The organism is Microbacterium sp. M (assembly GCF_045181065.1).
Taxonomy (GTDB): Bacteria; Actinomycetota; Actinomycetes; order Actinomycetales; family Microbacteriaceae; genus Microbacterium.
The window spans coordinates 84,866-105,460 of the sequence record NZ_CP173721.1; the positions used below are offsets into that span (position 1 = coordinate 84,866).

At 69.2% G+C, this 20,595-nt stretch carries 18 protein-coding genes; 16 read left to right on the plus strand and 2 right to left on the minus strand.

Going from position 1 to position 20,595, the window contains the following annotated elements:
• Positions 1-42: 42 nt before the first annotated feature.
• Positions 43-1,101 (plus strand): LacI family DNA-binding transcriptional regulator, encoded by a 1,059-nt coding sequence (locus ACI7YT_RS00410; protein ID WP_406248148.1) that lies wholly within the window; start codon positions 43-45, stop codon positions 1,099-1,101.
• 6 nt (positions 1,102-1,107) lie between these two features.
• On the opposite strand, the gene ACI7YT_RS00415 is transcribed toward ACI7YT_RS00410, so the two are convergent.
• Positions 1,108-2,610, minus strand: a complete 1,503-nt coding sequence (locus ACI7YT_RS00415) for a hypothetical protein (RefSeq protein WP_406248150.1) — start codon at positions 2,608-2,610, stop codon at positions 1,108-1,110.
• A gap of 103 nt (positions 2,611-2,713) precedes the next feature.
• Between ACI7YT_RS00415 and ACI7YT_RS00420 the strand changes: the two genes are divergently transcribed.
• The 4 genes from ACI7YT_RS00420 (at position 2,714) to ACI7YT_RS00435 (ending at position 7,367) form a co-directional block, all read left to right on the plus strand.
• Positions 2,714-3,781 carry a histidinol-phosphate transaminase gene (locus ACI7YT_RS00420; RefSeq protein WP_406248152.1) on the plus strand — a complete coding sequence of 356 codons (1,068 nt, stop codon included), beginning with the start codon at positions 2,714-2,716 and terminating at the stop codon, positions 3,779-3,781.
• An 85-nt stretch (positions 3,782-3,866) separates the two neighbouring features.
• A complete protein-coding gene (locus ACI7YT_RS00425) occupies positions 3,867-4,994 on the plus strand; it encodes a thiamine pyrophosphate-dependent dehydrogenase E1 component subunit alpha (protein WP_406248154.1) in 1,128 nt (375 codons plus the stop codon).
• Positions 4,991-5,971 (plus strand): alpha-ketoacid dehydrogenase subunit beta, encoded by a 981-nt coding sequence (locus tag ACI7YT_RS00430; RefSeq protein WP_406248155.1) that lies wholly within the window; start codon positions 4,991-4,993, stop codon positions 5,969-5,971. Before ACI7YT_RS00425 ends, ACI7YT_RS00430 begins: the two co-directional genes overlap by 4 nt.
• Before the next feature lie 37 nt (positions 5,972-6,008).
• Complete coding sequence (locus tag ACI7YT_RS00435) at positions 6,009-7,367, plus strand: dihydrolipoamide acetyltransferase family protein (RefSeq protein ID WP_406248156.1); 1,359 nt, start codon at positions 6,009-6,011, stop codon at positions 7,365-7,367.
• A 31-nt stretch (positions 7,368-7,398) separates the two neighbouring features.
• On the opposite strand, the gene ACI7YT_RS00440 is transcribed toward ACI7YT_RS00435, so the two are convergent.
• A complete protein-coding gene (locus ACI7YT_RS00440) occupies positions 7,399-8,622 on the minus strand; it encodes an ROK family protein (RefSeq protein ID WP_406248158.1) in 1,224 nt (407 codons plus the stop codon).
• Between the two features lie 104 nt (positions 8,623-8,726).
• On the opposite strand from ACI7YT_RS00440, the gene ACI7YT_RS00445 reads away from it, so the two are divergent.
• The 11 genes from ACI7YT_RS00445 (at position 8,727) to ACI7YT_RS00495 (ending at position 20,590) form a co-directional block, all read left to right on the plus strand.
• Positions 8,727-10,028, plus strand: coding sequence for an ABC transporter substrate-binding protein (locus ACI7YT_RS00445; protein WP_406248160.1), 1,302 nt, complete (start codon positions 8,727-8,729; stop codon positions 10,026-10,028).
• A complete protein-coding gene (locus ACI7YT_RS00450; protein WP_406248162.1) occupies positions 10,028-10,939 on the plus strand; it encodes a carbohydrate ABC transporter permease in 912 nt (303 codons plus the stop codon). The genes ACI7YT_RS00445 and ACI7YT_RS00450 overlap by 1 nt, the downstream gene beginning before the upstream one ends.
• Complete coding sequence (locus tag ACI7YT_RS00455; RefSeq protein ID WP_406248163.1) at positions 10,939-11,817, plus strand: carbohydrate ABC transporter permease; 879 nt, start codon at positions 10,939-10,941, stop codon at positions 11,815-11,817. The genes ACI7YT_RS00450 and ACI7YT_RS00455 overlap by 1 nt, the downstream gene beginning before the upstream one ends.
• A 43-nt stretch (positions 11,818-11,860) precedes the next feature.
• Positions 11,861-13,537 carry a glycoside hydrolase family 13 protein gene (locus ACI7YT_RS00460; RefSeq protein ID WP_406248165.1) on the plus strand — a complete coding sequence of 559 codons (1,677 nt, stop codon included), beginning with the start codon at positions 11,861-11,863 and terminating at the stop codon, positions 13,535-13,537.
• Positions 13,538-13,650: 113 nt separating this feature from the next.
• Positions 13,651-14,646, plus strand: coding sequence for a metal ABC transporter solute-binding protein, Zn/Mn family (locus ACI7YT_RS00465; RefSeq protein WP_406248167.1), 996 nt, complete (start codon positions 13,651-13,653; stop codon positions 14,644-14,646).
• An 11-nt stretch (positions 14,647-14,657) separates the two neighbouring features.
• Complete coding sequence (locus ACI7YT_RS00470) at positions 14,658-15,473, plus strand: metal ABC transporter ATP-binding protein (RefSeq protein ID WP_406250632.1); 816 nt, start codon at positions 14,658-14,660, stop codon at positions 15,471-15,473.
• The gene (locus ACI7YT_RS00475) at positions 15,470-16,330 is read left to right on the plus strand and encodes a metal ABC transporter permease (protein WP_406248169.1); all 861 of its coding nucleotides are present in this window, start codon (positions 15,470-15,472) and stop codon (positions 16,328-16,330) included. Before ACI7YT_RS00470 ends, ACI7YT_RS00475 begins: the two co-directional genes overlap by 4 nt.
• A 68-nt stretch (positions 16,331-16,398) precedes the next feature.
• Positions 16,399-16,815, plus strand: coding sequence for a Fur family transcriptional regulator (locus ACI7YT_RS00480; protein ID WP_406248170.1), 417 nt, complete (start codon positions 16,399-16,401; stop codon positions 16,813-16,815).
• Entirely contained in the window at positions 16,812-17,849 is a 1,038-nt protein-coding gene (locus tag ACI7YT_RS00485; RefSeq protein ID WP_406248172.1) for a permease, read from the plus strand. Before ACI7YT_RS00480 ends, ACI7YT_RS00485 begins: the two co-directional genes overlap by 4 nt.
• A complete protein-coding gene (locus ACI7YT_RS00490) occupies positions 17,842-18,621 on the plus strand; it encodes a TIGR03943 family putative permease subunit (protein WP_406248174.1) in 780 nt (259 codons plus the stop codon). The genes ACI7YT_RS00485 and ACI7YT_RS00490 overlap by 8 nt, the downstream gene beginning before the upstream one ends.
• Entirely contained in the window at positions 18,611-20,590 is a 1,980-nt protein-coding gene (locus tag ACI7YT_RS00495) for a hypothetical protein (RefSeq protein WP_406248175.1), read from the plus strand. The genes ACI7YT_RS00490 and ACI7YT_RS00495 overlap by 11 nt, the downstream gene beginning before the upstream one ends.
• Positions 20,591-20,595: the final 5 nt, after the last annotated feature.

Here is a 20,595-nt window from a genome sequence, read left to right on the forward strand (position 1 = left end):
TCGATTCGAGCGCCGGAAACCCGGCCCGTATATCCTCGGAGGATGGACTCAGCTCCCCGTCGTGCGACCATCGCCGATGTCGCGCGCGCCGCCGGTGTCGCACCGTCGACCGCATCCGTGGTGTTCAGCGGAAAGGCACAGGTCGCCGAAGCCACCCGCGAGCGGGTTCTGGCGGCGGCGGCATCCCTCGGCTACGCCGGTCCCGATCCGCGCGCGGCCTCGCTGCGCACGGGACGCAGCGGCATCGTCGCCGTCGTCCTGGACGGCCCGCTGCGGACCGTCTTCCTCGACCCCGTCACGATCGCGATGATGGACGGCATCACCGACGGACTGTCCGATCTGGGCGCTGCCGTGCTGCTCCTCCGAGAGGACGCCGCAGACGAGGCGGCCAATCTCGCCAACGCCCCCGTCGACGCCGTGGTGCTCATCGGATGCTCGGGTCGCACGCGCGCGTCGCTGGAGATCGTGCGCGGTCGCGGCATCCCTGTGGTCGTCATCGAGGGGGATGCCGGCGACGGAATTCCCCAGATCACGCTGGACAACAGGGAAGCCGCGCGCGACGTCGCCCTGCACGTCGACGGGCTCGGCCACCGAGACGTCGCCGTGCTGACGCTGCCGTTGGACAGCTCGCACGGTCGGGGGCCGGTGACGCCGGCGCGTCTCGCCTCCGCCACCGTCGACGTGACGCTGGATCGTCTGGACGGGGTGCGCGAGGTCTTCCCCGATGCGCCGGCGGTCTCCGCCGCGCACAGCTCCATCGACGAGGGCGTCATCGCGGGTCGCGCGCTTCTCGCCGATGAGGCGAGCCGCCCGACGGCGGTGCTCGCGCAGAGCGACCTGCTGGCGGCGGGCGTCATCCGCGCCGCCGAGGAACGCGGGCTGCGCGTACCGCAGGATCTCAGCGTCACCGGCTTCGACGGGGTCACGGTGGATGGTCTCGGGCGGCACATCCTCACGACGTCCGTGCAGCCGGCGACGCAGAAGGGCAGGGCGGCGGGGGAGCAGGTCACACGGATGCTGCGGGGCGAGAGCACGGCCTCGCAGCACCTGACCTGCCGGTTCCGCGCCGGGACGACGACGGCGACCCCGCCAGCGCGCTGACGCGGCTCAGGAGTGCGGGAAGCCCAGCGGGACCTCTTCGGGATCGAGGTCGTAGATCGCGTAACGGCCGCACTCGATGACGTCGACCTGCATGGCGCCCAGTGAGAGCTCCCAGCTCAGGGTCTGGTCGTCGACGATCAGGAAGCTCACGGCGGTGGTGTCGAAGTCGCGGCGGTTCACCAGCCACGAGTACCCGTTGAGCTGATGATCGACCTGCACGAGCTGCGAGGGATCCTCGAGATGCAGCTTCGGCAGCCGCACCGTCCAGAACTGACCCGCGCCGGACTGATCCGAATCGTCGATCCAGTCGACGACGCAGGCGAGGTCGGCATCCGGCGCGGTCGCGGCGGAGACGACCCTTGGCACGCTGAGCCCGGCTCCGACGAGCAGCAGCACGGCGACGATCGCGGCCGTGGCCCTGGCGACGGCGGGGGACAGGCGCGAGAGGGACTTCGGGTCGGCGACGAGTGCGAGCAGGGGTGCGAAGACGACCGGCTCGAGGTACCGTGCCGCGTTCGTCCCCAGGGCGATCGCGCCGATCACGACGAGGAGCGGCAGCACCCAGGCGGATGCCGCGACCAGCCGCTCTCCTCGGGTGGAGGCCCGCACGGTGCGGTGCACGGCGAGCACCACGAGGCCGGTGACGACCACTGCCCCGACCCAGCCCAGCGGCGTCGAGAGACGATCGAAGACCAGCTCGCCGTAATAGGCGGCGGACTCCGGCCACAGTTGCGGTTTCGCGTATCCGAGACCCGAGTTCTCGATCCATGCCGTGAACGGAATGCGACCCAGAAGCCCGACGGCTGTCCCGCCGGCGATCCACCACAGCAGTGCGAGCATGCGGGCGCGATCGTTCGCGCGCAACGCGGCGAACCCGAGGATCGCGCCGAGCGGCACGGTCGCCCACACCAGATACAGCGGATTCGAGAGCGTCGTGACGGCCGCCACGATGCCGAGGGCGACGAGCATGCCGCGTCGGGGGCCGCTCCGATCGCACACTCGCCGTGCGATCCCGATCGACGCGATCACGGCGATCACGGTGGCGGAGTAGTACGTGGTCGTGAGCAGCAGCGACGCGATCTCAGCCGACTCGCGCGCTGCGCCGGTCTCGCTGACCGCGATCACGCCGAACGCGGCGATCGCGGCGAGCGACCACGTGACCGGTGCCCTGCCCGGCGCGCGTCGACCCGCGACGAGCCGCACCGCGCCGTACAGGGCGATCACGTTGATGATCGCGTTCACGAGCAGCAGCGCGTCGATGCCGAGGGGGAGCGCCAGTCGCAGCAGCGCGAACATCGCCGACTCCGGGAGGAACAGGACCGTGGACATCGCCCAGTCCCACCCCTGACCCTCGAGGATCGAGCGGACGAACATCGGCACGACCAGCGAATCGCCATCCCGCAGCAGCAGGTCGACGCGGTCGGTCGATGCGACCTGCCCTGTGACGATCACTGCGATCGCCGCAGCGCCGAGCCAGCCGAGGAGTTCGCGCAGCCATCCGTGTCTCACGGCATCCACTCTCGCATGCCGGTCTCTGCGGAACGTCCGTTCAGGCCGGGCGCGTGTGCGAACGGAAGCTCGAGTTTCTCGTGTCGCTCGTAGACTTCAGAGCGTGACCGAGCCCATCCTGCCCCGCATCCGTCCGGAGATCGCCGCCCTTCCGCCCTACCGTCAGGGCAAGCAGGCCGGTGCCGATGCGTTCAAGCTCTCCAGCAATGAGAACCCGTTCGATCCGCTGCCGTCCGTGGTCGCGGCGCTGCAGAGCACGGTGCCGGTCAACCGCTACCCGGATGCCACGGCAGGGGCCCTCCGCGTCCGACTGGGGGAGCGGTACGGCGTCGAAGCCGATGCCGTGCACGTCGCCGCCGGGTCGGTCTCGATCCTCTACCAGCTGATCGTGGCTTCGGCCTCCGTCGGCGACGAGGTGATCTACGCCTGGCGCTCGTTCGAGGCGTATCCCGGCATCCCGCTGATCGCGGGAGCGACGAGCGTGCAGGTGCCGCTGCGCTCCGATGCGACGCACCATCTCGACGCCATGGCGGATGCCGTCACAGACCGCACCAGAGCCATCATCGTGTGCACCCCGAACAACCCCACGGGACCCATCGTCACCAGTGCGGAGTTCGCCGCGTTCGTGGCGCGTGTGCCCGCCGACGTCCTGATCATCCTCGACGAGGCGTACGCCGAGTTCGTCACGGCGCCCGGTGCGGTCGACGGCCTGAAGGAGCGTCTTTTCGAGACGCACCCCAACGTGGTGATCCTGCGCACGTTCTCGAAGGCGTTCGGCCTCGCCGGACTCCGCATCGGCTACGCGATCGGCCACCCGCGGGTGCTGGATGCCGCGCGCAGCACCGGCATCCCGTTGTCCGTCACCTCCGCCGCCGAGCGGGCCGCGATCGCCAGCCTGGATGCCGAGCCGGAGCTGCGCGAGCGCGTCGGCGTGATCGTCGAGCGCCGCACGCGCCTGCGCGATGGCCTGCGCGCCCAGGGCTGGGAGGTTCCGGATGCCCAGGGCAACTTCGTCTGGCTGCCCACCGGGGAGCGGACCGATGAGATCGCTGCCGCGTTCGTGGCATCCGACCTCATCGTGCGGCCGTTCTCCGGCGACGGCATCCGCATCTCGGTCGGCGAAGAGGCATCGATCGAGAAGGTGCTGGCCGTCGCGGCATCCGTCCTCTGACCGGTGATTCTGCGTATTCCGGGCAGATACAAGGGCCCCCTAGCTATGCGTGACGGGGCATGCGAGCGCGGGTAGCGTGGGGCGGGTGACCTCATCTGAGACCCCACTCGTACGAGTACTGGAAGCCGACGGCAGCTTCGCGCCGACCGCCGCCGCCGAACGGTATCTGCCGCTGATCGACGCCCTCACGGATGCCGAACTCGAGCAGTTCTACCGCGACATGGTCGTCATCCGCGCCATCGATACCCAGGCCACCAACCTGCAACGGCAGGGGCAGCTCGCGCTGTGGCCGCCGAGCCGCGGACAGGAGGCGGCCCAGGTGGGTTCGGCCAGAGCCGCCCGAGCGCAGGACACGATCTTCCCGTCCTATCGCGAGCACGCCGTGACCCGCATCCGCGGCGTCGACCCCGTCGACATCATCAAGCTGATGCGCGGCGTCTCGCACGGCGGCTGGGATCCGAGCGACCCGAAGAACGGCAACACGCGGCTGTACACGCTGGTCCTCGGTTCGCAGACGCTGCACGCCACCGGATACGCGATGGGGCTCGTGTTCGACGGCCGCACCGGCACCGGAGACCCCGAGCGCGACGAGGCGGTCGTCGTCTACTACGGCGACGGCGCCTCCAGCCAGGGCGACGTGCACGAGGCGATGGTGTTCGCCGCGAGCTACCAGGCGCCGACCGTGTTCTTCCTGCAGAACAACCACTGGGCGATCTCCGTGCCGGTCGCAACGCAGTCCCGCGTTCCGCTCGTCGAGCGCAGCGCCGGTTACGGCATCCCCAGCGTCCGCGTCGACGGCAACGACGTCCTCGCCAGTTACGCCGTCTCGCGCACCGCTCTCGAGGAGGCGCGCAGCGGCCAGGGGCCCCGGGCGATCGAGGCCGTGACCTACCGCCTCGGCGCGCACACGACGAGCGACGACCCCACGAAGTACCGCGGCAGCGATGAGGAGGACGAGTGGGCCCAGCGCGACCCGATTCCCCGCATGCGCGCGTATCTCGAGGGCCGAGGTGCTGCGGCATCCTTCTTCGCCGACGTCGAGTCCGAGGCCGCCGACGCCGCCGAGGATCTGCGCGTGCGCACCCTCGAACTGCAGCCGCCCACGGTCGACTCCATGTTCGCGCACGCGTACAGCGAGCCGCACCCGCTGATCGACCAGCAGCGGGAATGGCTGGCGCGCTACGAGGCATCGTTCGAGGGGGAGCAGGCATGACCATCGAGACGATGCCGTTCAGCAAGGCGCTCAACGCGGGCCTGCGCAAGGCCATGGACGACGACGCGAAGGTCCTGCTCATGGGCGAGGACATCGGCAAGCTCGGCGGGGTGTTCCGCATCACCGAGCACCTGCAGCGCGACTTCGGCGAGCAGCGCGTGCTCGACACGCCGCTGGCCGAGTCGGGGATCGTCGGCACCGCGATCGGCCTGGCCATGGCGGGGTTCCGTCCCGTCATCGAGATCCAGTTCGACGGGTTCGTCTTCCCGGCGTTCGACCAGATCACCACGCAGCTGGCGAAGCTCACGAACCGTCACGAGGGGCTGCTGAGCCTGCCGATCGTGATCCGCATCCCGTACGGCGGGCACATCGGGGCGGTCGAGCACCACCAGGAGAGCCCGGAGGCGTACTTCGCGCACACTCCCGGTCTGCGCGTCGTGAGCCCGTCGACGCCGAACGATGCGTACTGGATGATCCAGGACGCCATCCGCTCCAACGATCCCGTCATCTTCATGGAGCCGAAGAGCCGGTACTGGATCAAGGGCGAAGTCGATCTGTCGGCGCCCGCGGTGCCGCTGCACTCCTCCCGTGTCGTCCGTCAGGGCACGGATGTCACGCTGGTCGGTCACGGAGCCATGGTCGCGACCCTGCTCCAGGCGGCGGCGCTGGCGGATGCCGAGGGAACCAGCTGCGAGGTCGTCGACGTCCGCTCGCTGTCACCGGTCGATTACGGGCCGATCCTCGACTCGATCCGCAAGACAGGGCGCATGGTCTACGCGCAGGAGGCGCACGGCTTCGTGAGCGTCGGCAGCGAGATCGCCGCGACCGTCATGGAGCAGGCGTTCTACGCGCTGGAGGCGCCGGTGCTGCGCGTGTCCGGCTTCGACGTCCCGTTCCCGCCGGCGAAGCTCGAAGGCGTCTTCCTCCCGGATGCCGATCGCATCCTCGAGGCTGTCGACCGCTCTCTCGCCTACTGATCCCATCCGCTCCCTGAGCCTGTCGAAGGACATGAACATGAGCACGCAGAACTTCACCCTCCCGGATGTCGGCGAGGGCCTCACCGAGGCCGAGATCGTCGCGTGGAAGGTCGCCCCCGGTGATCGGGTCGCCATCAACGACGTCATCTGCGAGATCGAGACGGCCAAATCGCTCGTCGAGCTCCCGTCGCCGCACGCCGGCACGGTCGGCGAGCTGCTCGTCGCCGAGGGGACGACCGTGGAGGTCGGTACGCCGATCATCTCGTTCGTGTCGGATGCCGAGGCGGCAGCGCCCGCGGCCCCGGAGGCTCCGGCGGCCCCAGCCGCGGAGGAGGGCGGCGGTTCGGTTCTGGTCGGCTACGGCAGCGGCACAGGAGCGACGTCCCGGCGCAAGCGCACGGCGCAGCGCCCGGTGCGCTCGTCGGTGGGCGTGATCGCCAAGCCGCCGATCCGCAAGCTCGCCCGTGACCTCGGCGTCGATCTGGCCTCCGTCACGCCCACCGGAGCGGACGGCGAGGTGCTGCGCGAGGACGTCGTGAAGCATGCATCGCAGGCGAGCGTGTTCCGCAACATCGAGACGCCGGAATGGGGCGAGGTGCGCGAGGAGACCAGGCCCGCTCCGCAGGCCGCGCCGGTCGGTGTCGCACGCGGCGTCGCGCCGACGGCATCCGCTTCCGCAGCTCAGGATGCCGAGGCGCGCAGCGAGGCGATCCCCGTGAAGGGCGTGCGCAAGGCGAGCGCCAACGCGATGGTGCAGAGCGCGTACACCGCACCGCACGTGACGGTGTGGAAGGACGTCGACGCGACCCGCACCATGGAGCTCGTCAAGCGCCTGAAGACCTCGCCGGACTACGCCGATATCCGGGTGTCTCCGCTGCTGATCGTCGCTCGCGCGGTCATCTGGGCTGTCCGCCGCAACCCGATGGTCAACGCGGCGTGGGTCGAGACCGAGAACGGTGCCGAGATCCGCGTGCGCCACTACGTGAACCTCGGCATCGCCGCGGCAACCCCTCGCGGCCTGCTCGTGCCGAACATCAAGGACGCGCAGGACCTCAGCATGAAGGACCTCGCCAGGGCGCTCAATCGCCTGACGCTCACGGCGCGCGAGGGCAAGACGCCGCCGGCCGACCAGCAGGGCGGCACGATCACGATCACCAACATCGGAGTGTTCGGGATGGATGCCGGAACCCCGATCATCAACCCCGGCGAGGCGGGCATCGTGGCGATGGGCACGATCAGCCAGAAGCCGTGGGTCGTCGACGGCGAGGTGCGGCCGCGCTACGTGACGACCGTCGCCGGCTCGTTCGACCACCGCGTGATCGACGGCGACAGCATGAGCCGCTTCGTCGCCGATGTCGCCGCGATCCTCGAGGAGCCTGCGCTGCTCGTCGACTGACGCACGACGGAGGGATGCCGGGACGCCGGTGTCACCGCGCCGCGAGCCGCCGCTCGGCCAGCCGCGGAACCGCCCGCTCGCGTGCGGCACGGCGCGCGCTCGCCACGGCGCCCAGGGACACGACCTCGGCACCCAGGGCGGAGGCGAGCAGCTCCGGTGCCGGCAGGTGCAACTGCGTCGGAAGGATGCCTCGGGCGGCGGCGAGCACCGGCTCGACGCTCTCAGCCACAGCGCCGCACACGATCACCTTCGCGGGGTCGTACATGCTGCCGAGCACGCCGACGATGGTGGCCAGAGTCGCGCCGACGCGCCCCGTGACGAGTGCCGCATCAGGATCCCCGGAGGCCGCGAGCGCGAGGACCGCGCGCGGATCCACACGGTCGGCGTCTGCGAGGCGGCCGACGACCGACGTGCGCGTGATCTCGCCCTCCTCGACGGCTTCCCGCACCCGGTCGTGCAGCGCATGGCTCAGGCCGAACGCCGATCCGACGCCGATGATGTGATCGAAGACGACGCCCTCGCCGACGCCGCCATGCGCTCCGTGGAGCAGCTGACCGTCGACGACGACGCCGCCGCCGAAGCGCTCGCCAGCGAGAAGCGCCACGTAGTCGCGGCATCCGATCGCGCCGCCTCGGGGGTCGGAGCCCTCCGCGACCGCGGCGAGCAGCGCGTCGTTCTTGATCTCGACGACCGGCGCCCAACGTTCGAGCGCGGCGGCCAGTCCGGGATTCGTGCGCTCCCAGAAGCCCTGGGGGTGCGGCGGTGAGACGCCGGCGCGGTTGACCGGCGCGGCGACGCCGACGCAGATCGCGAGGATCTCATCCCGTGGGGTGCCGGTCTCCTCGAGCGCCGCTCCGATCCGCCCGAGGATGGTCGCGCGCCGTTCGTCGGGGGAGTGGCCGGGGTCGAGATCGGTGCGGTGATGCACGAGCGTGTGCTCGAGCGGGTCGGCGATCGTGACCGCGAGGTGGGTGTCCCCGGCATCCACTCCGACGACGACGCCGAGTTCGGACGAGAGCGCGAAGCGGCGCGCCGGGCGTCCGGAACGATAGCTGCCCGCCTCGCGCGCGTTCGGCAGCTCGCGCAGGATGTCCGCGCTCACCAGTGTGTCGATGGCTTCGATGGTCGTCGAACGCGTCAGAGACGTCGTCGCCATCGCGTCGGTCGCCGTGAAGACACCGGCGTCCCAGGCGAAGTCGAGCACGGCCCCGACGCTCGCGCGTCCGGTGCCGAGGTCTCCGGCGATTTCTGCCACAGCTCTTGACCTCCCCGGTCCTCCAATGAGAGAGTACCGTCCAGCGAAGTAAATTCGCTCACTAGATTTAATCTACGGATCTAAAAATCCACGGAAGGACGACGGTGTCTTCGAAATCCACATCCTTGGCGCGATGGGCGGCTGGAACGGCCGCATTCGCCCTGCTGGGGACGGCCCTGGTCGGCTGCTCCGCCGACGGGCGCGAGACCATCCGCTTCACGTTCAGCAAACGCGAGGCGATCCCGTTCATGACCGATCTCGTGGCCGAGTACAACGCGTCGCAGGACGACGTGCGCGTCGAGATCGACACCTCGGGTGTCGATGTCGTGTCGGCGAGCTTCGTGCGGGGCAACCCGCCGGACATCATGCTCGCCAACTACAACTACGAGATCGCCCGTTTCGTGCAGCGCTGCGCCCTGACCGACCTGTCCGATACCGACGCAGCCGCGAGCAGCCGTGAGGATCTGCAGTCGCTCATGGATCAGTACGGGTCGTGCGAGGGGCGCACGAGCGCCCTGCCGTACTCGGTGATGGCGGCATCCGTCATCTACAACAAGGAGATCTTCGACGAGCACGGCCTCGACGTCCCCGAGACCTGGAGCGAGCTGCTCGCGGTCTGCGACGAGCTCCAGGCGGCCGGCATCACCCCGTTCTACGGCACGTTCAAGGACGACTGGACGGTCGGCCAGGGCTGGTACGACTACGCCGTCGGCGGGTCGCTGGACGTCATCGAATTCTTCGACGATCTGGCAGCCGAAGGCGCCGACGTGGGGCCGGACTCGGACGTCTCGTTCCAGAAGGACTTCGCAGATCCCATGGATCGGATGCTGCAGCTCACAGAGTCCTATGTCAACGAGGACGCCCCCAGTCGCGGCTACGGCGACGGCAACCTCGCCTTCGCGAACGGCGAGGCGGCGATGTATCTGCAGGGGCCGTGGGCGTTCAGCGAGATCGCCAAGACGTCGCCGGACCTCGAGCTCGGCACGTTCCCGCTGCCGATGACCGACGATCCGGACGACCTCGCGGTGCGGGTCAACATGGACCTCGCGGCCATGATCCCCGAGGGCTCGCAGCACCAGGATGCCGCGCGCGACTTCCTCGAGTACCTGTACCTCCCCGAGAACATCGAGACCTACAACGCCTCCCAGCTCGGCTTCACTCCCACGAAGGATGCCGAGGCGCCCGATGATCCCCGGGTCGCCGGGATGATCCCGTACTACGACGCCGGGCAGGTCTACCAGGGCCCGTCGGTGCTCGTCCCGAAGACGATCCCGGTCTTCAACTACACGCAGGCCATGGTGCTCGGCGGTGACCCCAACGCGCTCCTCGCCACGATGGACGCGGATTGGGCCCGGTTGGCGTTCCGTGCGCCGGCGCCATCGACCCAGGCGGAGGAGTCCGAGTGATGAGTACCACGACCACGATCGTCACGCAGGGGGACGCGAAGGTGCGACGCAGCTCGCGTCGGGTCGAGCCGATCTACTACCTGTTCCTGCTGCCGAGCCTGCTGCTGTTCACGCTCGCCATCACCGTACCCGGCGTCATCGGGATCTTCTTCAGCTTCACCGACTCGATCGGCATCGGGGAGTGGAGCTTCATCGGATTGACGAACTACGTCGCGCTGTTCAGCGACCCGGCGATCCTGCAGAGCTACCTGTTCACGTTCGGGTTCTCGATCGCGACCGTCATCGTCGTGAACATCGCGGCCTTCCTGCTGGCGGTCGGGCTCACCTCCCGTGTGCGGTTCAAGACCGGGCTGCGGACGATCTTCGTGATCCCGATGGTGATCTCGGGCATCATCATCGCGTACGTGTTCAACTTCCTGTTCTCGAACTCGCTGCCCGCTCTGGGGGCGGCGCTGGGCATCGACGCACTGAAGACGAGCCTGCTCGCGAATCCCGATCTCGCCTGGGTCGCGATCGTGATCGTGACCGCATGGCAGGCGGTCCCAGGGACGCTGCTCATCTACATCGCCGGGCTCCTGTCGGTGCCGGGTGAGGTCTACGAGGCGGCCGACATCGATGGGGCGAACAAGTTCCAGCAGCTCATCCGCATCACACTGCCTCTGGTCGCGGGGTACGTCGTGATCAACGTGATCCTCGGCTTCAAGGGCTTCCTGAACGCCTACGACATCATCGTCGGCCTCACCAACGGAGGGCCTGGTACCTCCACTCGCAGCGTCGCGATGACGATCATCGCCGGCTTCAACGGCGGCGACTACGCGTACCAGATGGCGAATGCGACCATCTTCTTCGTCGTGGCCGTCCTCATCTCCCTCGTTCAGCTGTCGCTGACGCGCGGAAGGAACGCATTCTGATGTCAACGCAGACCATCACCACTCAGACCGCCTCCGGCAGGAAGCCGCGCATCCGCATGGAGCGGGTGAACTGGTCGGGAACGATCATCCTGATCCTGTGCACCGTCACAGTGCTGCTTCCGCTGTACGTCACGATCTCGATGGCGTTCAAGACAACGGGGCAGGCCGTCGACGGCAACGCCTTCTCGCTGCCGGCGCCGTTCTCGATCGACGGCTTCGTCGAGGCGTGGAACCTCACGAAGTTCCCCGTCGGCGCGGCGATCTCGCTGCTCGTCACCGCCGGCACCGTCGTGGCGACGATCATCCTCGCGGCCTTCGCCTCGTACGCCATCGTGCGCAACTGGGACCGCCGCCTGTTCCGCTATTCGTTCTTCTACCTGCTCGCCGCGATGTTCATCCCGTTCCCCGTGGTGGCGCTGCCCCAGATCCAGCTCACCGGCCGGATGGGCCTGGACAACCCGCTGGGCGTCATCATCCTGGCCACGATGTTCCAGCTGAGCTTCAGCGTGCTGCTGTTCACGGCGTTCCTGCGGTCGATCCCGCTGGAGCTCGAGGAGAGCGCGCGCATCGACGGGGCGACGACCTGGCAGACCTTCTGGAAGCTCATCTTCCCGCTGCTCGCGCCGATGAGCGCCACCGTCGGCATCTTCGCGTTCCTGTACGCGTGGAACGACTTCATGATGCCGTCGCTGATCATCTCCGATCCGGCCTTGCAGACGCTGCCGGTTCGTCAGAACCTGTTCCAGAACCAGTTCAGCAACAACTACAACATCTCGTTCGCCTCGTATCTCATGGCCATGGCGCCGGCGATCGTGGCCTATCTGTTCACGCAACGCTGGGTCATGGAAGGCGTCACGCAGGGCGCCGTCAAAGGCTGACCCGCACCACCGATCCACCCCGAAAGAAGGAGTTCTCTCACTCATGACCGATGCGCTCGTCATCGACACCCCCGACGACCAGAAGACCCCCGCCTGGTGGCGTCAGGCCGTCGTCTACCAGATCTATCCGCGCAGCTTCGCGGACGCGAACGGCGACGGGCTGGGGGACATCACCGGCATCCTGTCGCGCGTCGACTACCTCGCCGAGCTGGGCATCGATGCGGTGTGGCTGAGCCCGTTCTACCCGTCGGCGCTCGCCGACGGCGGGTACGACGTCGCCGACTACCGCGATGTCGATCCGCGCCTCGGGACGCTGGCGGACTTCGATGCGATGGTGGCGGCGCTGCACGAGCGCGGCATCCGCGTCGTCGTCGACATCGTGCCGAACCACACCTCGAACCTGCACGTGTGGTTCCAGGAGGCGCTCGCCGCCGGCCGCGGCTCGGCCGAGCGCGAGCGCTACATCTTCCGCGAGGGGACCGGCGTCGACGGCTCCGAGCCGCCGACGGACTGGCAATCCACGTTCGGCGGCGGTGCGTGGGAGCGCGTCGACGACGGCCAGTGGTACTTCCACCACTTCGCCGTCGAGCAGCCGGACCTGAACTGGGCGAACCCCGAAGTGCGCGAGGACTTCCTCGAGACGCTGCGCTTCTGGTCCGACCGTGGAGTGGACGGCTTCCGCATCGACGTCGCCCACATGCTCACGAAGGACTTCGCCGACCCGCTGCCCAGTCGCGTCGAACTGGAGGCGATCCCGCGCGACGGAAATCACCCGCTGTTCGATCGCGACGACGTGCACGAGGTGTACGCCGCATGGCGGGAGGTCTTCAACGCCTACGACCCGCCCCGGACCGCGGTAGCGGAGGCCTGGGTGGAGACGCCCGAGCGCCGCGCGAAGTACGCCTCGGCCGATGGTCTCGGCCAGGCGTTCAACTTCGACCTGCTCGTCGCCGACTTCGACGCGGCGCAGTTCCGCGCGATCATCGCCGACAACCTCGCCCAAGCTCGGGCCACCGGCTCGTCGACGACGTGGGTGCTGTCGAATCACGACGTGACTCGGCATGCGACCCGCTACGGCCTGCCGCCGCTCGCCGGCCGGACGGTGAAGCAGGGCACCGAGTGGGTGGCCGCCGGCGGCCCCGAGGATCAGCTCGACCGCGTGGGCGGGCTCCGTCGTGCACGGGCGGCGACGCTGCTGCTGCTCGGGCTCCCCGGCAGCACCTACCTGTACCAGGGTGAGGAGCTGGGCCTGCACGAAGTGGCGGGGATCACTCCGGAGCAGCGCCAGGACCCCGCCTTCTTCCGCGGCGGAGCCTTCGACGGCCTCGGCCGCGACGGATGCCGCGTGCCGCTGCCCTGGACCGCCGATGGCCCCTCGTTCGGATTCGGCACGGCAGGGGCGCATCTGCCCCAGCCGGCGTGGTTCGCCGAGCACGCCGTGGGTGCCGAGGCTCCCGACCCGTCATCGACATTGTCGTTCTACCGACGGGCCCTCGCTCTGCGCCACGAGCTGCAGACGGAGGAGGCGCTGGAATGGATCGAGACCGGTCGCTCCGACGTGCTGCGCTTCGGCCGCCCGAACGGATGGCAGGTCGTCAGCAACTTCGGTACCGAGCCGTTCGCCCTCGATGCGTATGCCCGCATCGTGCTCTCGAGCGGTGCGGATGCCGTGGCATCCGTCCCCGGTGAGACGACTGTCTGGATCGCACCGACCGCCTGACCCTGGTGTCGCGAATGGCCGTCTCGATCGCATCGAGGCGGCCAATTCGTGTGCCGGGATCAGCCCACGCCACCCGATTTTGAGAATCATTCTCATGAACGTACGATGAGGGTATGAAGAAGTCCGTCGCCGCTCTCGCACTCGTGTCCGCATCCGCCCTTGTTCTGGCAGGATGCTCGACCACTCCGAGCGCTGAAGGCGGGACGGGCGGCACCGACGGATTGACCGTGGTCGCCACCACGAACGTCTACGGCTCGCTCGCCGAGCAGATCGGCGGCGATCGGGTCTCGGTCACCTCGATCATCGAGTCCGCCTCGCAGGACCCGCACTCGTATGAGGCTTCGGCCCGCGACCGCCTCACCGTGCAGGAGGCCGACCTCGTCATCGAGAACGGTGGCGGCTACGACTCGTTCATCGAGGATCTCCTCGAGGGCTCGGATGCCGCGACCATCACGGCCGTCGAGTTCGCGCACGACTACCCCGGCAACGAGGGCCACGAAGAGGATGCCGAGGCTCACGCGCACGAGGAAGAGCACGCCGAGGAAGAGCACGGCGACGAGCACGAGGGCCACGACCACATCGAGGGGTTCAACGAGCACGTCTGGTTCGACCCGCACACCATGGTCCACGTCGTCGAGGACATCGCGGCTGAGCTCACGGCCCTCGACCCCGACGGCGAGGCGGACTTCGCCGCCGCCGCGGACGACATCATCGCCGACCTCGAGGGCTACGAGGCCGACCTCGCCGAGCTGAACACGCAGTACGCCGGCACCGGCGTCTTCATCACCGAGCCGCTGCCCGGATACATCGCCGAGGCTGCCGGGCTCACCGACGTGACGCCCGAGGGGTTCGCCGAGGCCGTCGAAGAAGGCACCGACGTGTCGCCGGCGACGCTGCTGGCCGCGATCGAGGTCATCCAAGCGGGCGACGCCTCCGTCCTGCTGACCAACGCGCAGACCGGTGGTGCCGAGACCACCCGCGTGGAGGAGACCGCCGAGGCCGCAGGCATCCCCGTCGTCGCGTTCACGGAACTGCTCGAGGACGGATCGTCGTACTCTGAGTGGATGGCCGACGCGATCCAGAACCTCGCCGACGCGCTCGCATCGTGAGCGCGGCGGGCATCGAACCCGCGCACGACGCCGCCGCACCCATCCTGACGATCCGCGAAGCCGCCATCCAGCGCGGCGAGCGAGAACTGTGGGCGGGGCTCGACCTCGACGTCCGACCCGGCGAGTTCATCGCCGTGCTCGGTCCGTCCGGCTCGGGTAAGACGACGCTGCTGAGGGCCATCCTCGGGTTGCAGGACCTCTCTGCCGGGAGCATCCGCGTCGGGGGATCGCCCGTGCACCGCGGCAACCCGCGCATCGGCTACATCCCGCAGCAGCGCCCGTTCCCGCCGGACACCAGCATGCGGGCCCGCGATGTCGTCGCGCTCGGCGTGCAGGGGACCCGCTTCGGATTCCCTCTGCCGCGCCGCGGCGATCGCGAACGCGTCGAAGAGCTCCTCGACGCGGTCGGAGCGAGCGAGTTCGCCGATCGCAGGGTCGGGCTCCTCTCCGGCGGCGAGCAGCAGCGCCTGCGCGTCGGCCAGGCGCTCGCCGATCATCCCGATCTGCTGCTGTGCGATGAGCCGCTCTCGGCGCTCGATCTCGCCAATCAGCGGGCGGTCACCGACATCATCGACCGGCAGCGCCGTGATGGCGCCGCCGTGCTGTTCGTCACGCACGACATCAATCCGATCCTCGGTCGCGTCGACCGCATCCTCTACATCGCGGGTGGTCGCTTCGTGCTCGGCACCCCGGACGAGGTGCTGCAGAGCCGCGTGCTGACCGACCTCTACGGCACTCCCGTCTTCGTCCTCCGCGCCGGAGACCGCCTGGTCGTCGTCGGGATCCCGGATGCCGAGCCGCACCACGATCACGAGGAGCACGCATGATCGCCCCCATGGTCGACTGGAGCGACGTCTTCTCGTTCGAGGACTACGGCGCTCTCGTCGCGCTGCTGTCGAACTCGATCATCGCGGGTGCGATCCTCGGACTCGTCGGCGGGCTCATCGGAGTCTTCGTCATGCAGCGCGATCTCGCGTTCGCCGTGCACGGCATCAGCGAGCTGTCGTTCGCCGGCGCCGCAGCGGCGCTGCTGTTCGGCGGGAGCGTCGTGATCGGGTCGATCGGCGGAGCGCTCGTCGCTGCGATCCTCATCGGACTCCTCGGATCGAAGGCCAGGGATCGCAATTCGATCGTCGGCGTGCTGATGCCGTTCGGCCTCGGCCTCGGCATCCTGTTCCTGTCGCTCTACGACGGACGCAGCGCGAACCGCTTCAGCCTGCTGACCGGCCAGATCGTCTCGGTGTCCAACCCCGACCTCGGCTGGCTGATCGGCATCTGCGTGGTCGTGCTGCTGGGTCTGCTGCTGATGTGGAACCCGCTGCGCTTCGACTCCTTGGATGCCGTTGCGGCTTCGGCGCGCGGCATCCCGACCAGGGCCATCAGTCTGGTGTTCATGATCCTGCTGGGTCTCATCGTCGCCGTCGCCGTGCACATCATCGGCGCGCTGCTGGTGATGGCGCTGCTCGTGACACCGGCGGCCGCCGCGATGCGGGTGGCGGCGGGGCCGCTCACGGTGCCGCTGCTCGCAGCGCTGTTCGGTTTCGTCTCGGCGGTCGGCGGCATCCTGCTCGCGCTCGCAGGCACCTTGCCGGTGAGCCCCTACATCACCACGATCTCGTTCCTGATCTACGTGGTGTGCTGGGTCATCCAGCACCAGCGAGGACGCGTGCGCCGGAAGGCCTGATCACCGCCCGACCGGCGGGGTGAGAGGCCTCCCAGCCCCGCGCAAGGCCCGCGGCCTAGAATCGGGGCATGGCTCAGCGCAACACCTGGCAGCGCGAGCGCGTGCGCGATGCCCTCGCCGATGCGCGCGGATTCGTCAGCGCCCAGTCCCTGCACGCCACCCTCCGAGACGAGAACACCGGCATCGGGCTGGCGACGGTCTATCGCGCCCTCGCGGGTCTCGCGGCATCCGGCGACGCCGATTCGCTGCAGAGCCCCGAGGGTGAGGCTCTCTATCGCGCCTGCTCGACGCAGGGGCATCATCACCACCTGATCTGCCGCTCGTGCGGTCTGACGGTCGAGATCGAGGCCAAGGACGTCGAAGCCTGGGCTCACCGCACGGCCGCCCTGCACGGGTTCACCGAGGCGGCGCACGTCGTCGACATCTTCGGCCTGTGCACCCCGTGCGCGAAGAAGAAACAGGCGCAGGAGTCGGCCACCGCGTGAACGTGCTCACCTCTCGACCCTCGACAGCCACAGGGATCCCGGCGAGCTCGGGTAGCCCGTCGCCGATCGTCGGCATCGCCGGCGGCCTCGGCATCCTCGCGGTGCTGTTCGTCATCGACCTGGTGCTCCCGACGCTCTACTCTGTGTCGCTGCCGAACCGGGTCCAGGACGGACTGACGCTCTCGCTGAGCGTGCTGATCGAGGCGCTGCCGTTCGTGATCCTCGGCGTCGTGCTGTCGATCGTCGTGCAGGTGTGGCTCCCAGCCGACGCGATCCAGCGCTGGCTGCCCCGCCGCGCGTGGGCGCGACGGGCCGTGCTGTCGCTGCTCGGGATGCTGATCCCGGTATGCGAGTGCGGCAACGTGCCCTTCGCACGCGGCCTGATGATGCGCGGACTCGCGCCGGCCGAGGCGCTCACCTTCCTCATGGCGGCGCCGATCGTGAACCCCATCGTGATCCTGACCACCCACGCCGCGTTCGGATGGGACGGCGGGATCCTCGTCGCGCGGCTCGTCGGCGGATTCCTCATCGCCAATCTCATCGGCTGGATCTACAGCCGCCACCCCTCCCCGGACGCCCTGCTCACCGAGCGCTTCGTCGCGACCTGCGACCGAGTGACGCATGAGCACGGCACTCCCGTCCGCCGCAGCCTCACGCAGTTCCTCATCGAGCTGCGGGCGGTCATGCCGGCACTCGTGATCGGATCGGCGGTCGCCGGCGCCGTGCAGGTGCTCATCCCGCGCGACGTGCTGCTGGCGATCGGGTCGAACCCCGTGCTGTCGATCGTCGCGATGATGGCGCTCGCCATGACCGTCGCGATCTGCTCGAACGTGGACGCCTTCTTCGCACTGTCGTTCGCGTCGACGTTCTCGCCGGGTGCCATCGTCGCCTTCCTGCTGGTCGGTCCGCTCGTCGACATCAAGATGCTCGCGCTGATGCGCACCACCTTCACCACCCGCACGCTCGTCGGCATCGTCGGCGTCGTGCTGCTGAGCGCGTTCGTCATCGGGATCGGGGTGAACGTCTTTGTCTGAGCAGGTCTCGCGACGCAGTGCGCTGTGGTCGCGGTGGCTGGGCGCCGGCCTCGCCGCCGGACTCTCCGTCGTGACGCTCGGCCTGGCGTTCACCGGACGACTTTCGCTCTACATCAGCCCCGAGTCGGTCTGGTTCGCGGTCGCGGGTGCGATCGTGACGCTCGCCGGCGCGGTGTGGTCGTGCACGCTTCCGCTCGGCGAGGAGATGGATCACGATCACGACCACGGGACGGATGCCTCGGACACCGCCGCATCGCCCAAGCGCACCCTGGCGGCGGTCGGGAGCATCACGGCGGGTGTCGTCGCGTCGGGCGTCGTGATCGCCGGACTCGTGCTGCCCCCGGCATCCCTCTCCGTCGAGCTGGCGATGTCGCGGGCCGGAGAGGCCGGCACCCTGTTCGCCGGAGCGGACACCGTGACCCTCGGCGTTGCCGACACCTCGACGTTCGGCGTGGGGGACTGGGCGAGCGTCTTCGCCACCGCGACGCGTCCGGAGAGCTACGACGGCTCGACCGTGACGCTCACCGGCTTCGTCACCCCCGGTGCCTCAGACGACGAGATGAACCTCTCGAGGCTGGTCATCACGCACTGCGTGATCGATGCGCAGCCGGCGTCGATCCCCGTCGTGTCGGCCTCGTGGTCGAGCGACTACGAAGTGGGCCAGTGGGTCGAGATCACGGGCACGATCACGGCGGATGCCGATGGCACCCTGAACGTGGAGCCCACCGACGTCACCGCGATCGACGAGCCGGGGGATCCGTATGAGTACTGATTCGCCGACCCCGCCGCGGACCAGGGCCGAGATGCGTGCGCTGCGCGAGGCGGCCGAGGCCGCTGCGGAGACGGATGCCGCGTCGGCGGGTGGCGCGGATGGTCGCGTCGCTGATGCTGAGGCGGCCGATCGCGACTCCTCCCGCGGGGACGAGTCGGTTGCCGCGTCGGTAGGGGACCCGGATGGTCGCGTCGCTGATGCGGAGGCGGCCGATCGCGACTCCTCCCGCGGGGACGAGTCGGTTGCCGCGTCGGTAGGGGACCCGGATGGTCGCGTCGCTGATGCGGAGGCGGCCGATCGCGACTCCTCCCGCGAGGACGAGGCGGGTGCCGCGTCGGCGGGTGGCGCGGACGGTCGCCTCTCGGCGTTCGACGCGGCGATTCGCGACACCTCTCGCGGGTACGAGTCCGTGCCGGAGTCTGCGCCGGAGCCGGTCTCCGCTGCGCAGGTGTCGCAGGTGGTCGCCTCGGGGGCCGCGACACGACACGATGCGACCCCTCCCGTGGAGGCGGCGGAGTCCGCACACGCGGCGGACGCGCCAGACGCGGCCCACGCGCCGGACGGACCGGAGCCCGCGGAGGCGCCGACGGCTGCCGAGCCCCGCAACCACCGCTTCCTCATCCTGCTCGGCTCGGTTCTGGGAATCCTGGCGATCGTCGGGGCGACGCTCGGCGTCATCAGCCTGACCCAGGGACCGCGGCTCGTCGCCGAGCAGATCGACCCCGCTCAGGCGATCGAGGTCTCCGGCAGCCGCCTGATCCTCACCACGAACCAGCCCCTGACCGCGATCGATCCGGAGCAGGTCACGGTCGAACCCGCCGTGCCTTTCACGATCGACGCCGCAGGGCGCAGCGTCGGCATCCGCTTCACGGTACCGCTCGACGACGAGACGACCTACGACGTGCGGGTCGCCGATGTCACGAGCACGGGCGGCGGTCCGTCGACGGATCTCACGACGACGTTCACGACCCCGCCCTCCGAGGTGTTCCTTCTCAAGCGGGATGCCGAGGGCGAGGACGGCATCTTCCGCACCGACCTCACCGGCGAGAAGGCCGTGCCGGTCTTCACGGCCGAGCGCATCGACGACTTCCGGGCGACCACGACGCAGCTCGTCGTCGCGGTCGAGGACGAAGAGGGTTCGTCCGTCCTCGTCATGAACCGCGACGGCTCCGACCCGCGCGAGCTGACGCTCCCCGGCGACGGCTTCGTGACCGGGGTGCAGGTGTCCGACCGAGGCGGTCTCGTCGGCTACACCTACTCGGATCGCGAACTCACCGACACCAGCGGCCGTGCGAGCGTGCTCGTCACGCAGCCGCTGGACGGCTCAGGCGAACCGCGCATCGTCGAGGTCGCCGACGTCGAGGCGAGCGTCGCCGAGTGGGAGTTCGTGCCGGACTCCGCCGCGGTCCTGTTCATCGACTGGCAGGGTGCGCTCGCTCTCGAGGATCTCTCCTCGGATGCCGGCACGCAGGCCCTGGGCAACGCGATGAGCATCATGGGCGTGTCCCGCGGGACGTACACCGCGATCATCGAGCGCACCGACGGCAGCGTCGTCGAACTGAATCTCGCGGACGGCTCGGAGGCGCCGCTGCCGGCATCCGAACCGGACTACGGGATCGCGACGACCATCGCACCGTACCCCGGCGGGACGCTGCGGCACATCGTCACGCGCGACGAGAACGGGCTCCCGACCGGGCAGTCCGTGATCCGCGTCGACGACGACGGGGCGGCGACGCCGCTGATCGAGGTGCCGAGCACCGACACGATCCTGCAGGTGTGCGCGTCGCCGAGCGGGCAGTACACGGCCGTCACCGTCGCCCCCGATCTCGCGAACAACCCGTACGACGACCTGCTCGCGCCGCTCCCGCAGACGCTGCACACGCACGTGCTCGACACGGAGACCGGCGAGGAGATCGTCCCCGTCACCGGGTTCGACATCTCGTGGTGCCCGGTGGGACCGGTGTTCTGACCCGT

Bases quoted from the DNA above. Each gene is read 5' to 3' on its own strand.
- ACI7YT_RS00475 (WP_406248169.1), top strand. From the start codon at position 15,470: ATGATCGCCCCCATGGTCGACTGGAGCGACGTCTTCTCGTTCGAGGAC.
- ACI7YT_RS00435 (WP_406248156.1), top strand. From the start codon at position 6,009: ATGAGCACGCAGAACTTCACCCTCCCGGATGTCGGCGAGGGCCTCACC.
- ACI7YT_RS00465 (WP_406248167.1), top strand. From the start codon at position 13,651: ATGAAGAAGTCCGTCGCCGCTCTCGCACTCGTGTCCGCATCCGCCCTT.
- ACI7YT_RS00455 (WP_406248163.1), top strand. From the start codon at position 10,939: ATGTCAACGCAGACCATCACCACTCAGACCGCCTCCGGCAGGAAGCCG.
- ACI7YT_RS00450 (WP_406248162.1), top strand. From the start codon at position 10,028: ATGAGTACCACGACCACGATCGTCACGCAGGGGGACGCGAAGGTGCGA.
- ACI7YT_RS00430 (WP_406248155.1), top strand. From the start codon at position 4,991: ATGACCATCGAGACGATGCCGTTCAGCAAGGCGCTCAACGCGGGCCTG.
- ACI7YT_RS00495 (WP_406248175.1), top strand. From the start codon at position 18,611: ATGAGTACTGATTCGCCGACCCCGCCGCGGACCAGGGCCGAGATGCGT.
- ACI7YT_RS00410 (WP_406248148.1), top strand. From the start codon at position 43: ATGGACTCAGCTCCCCGTCGTGCGACCATCGCCGATGTCGCGCGCGCC.
- ACI7YT_RS00460 (WP_406248165.1), top strand. From the start codon at position 11,861: ATGACCGATGCGCTCGTCATCGACACCCCCGACGACCAGAAGACCCCC.
- ACI7YT_RS00480 (WP_406248170.1), top strand. From the start codon at position 16,399: ATGGCTCAGCGCAACACCTGGCAGCGCGAGCGCGTGCGCGATGCCCTC.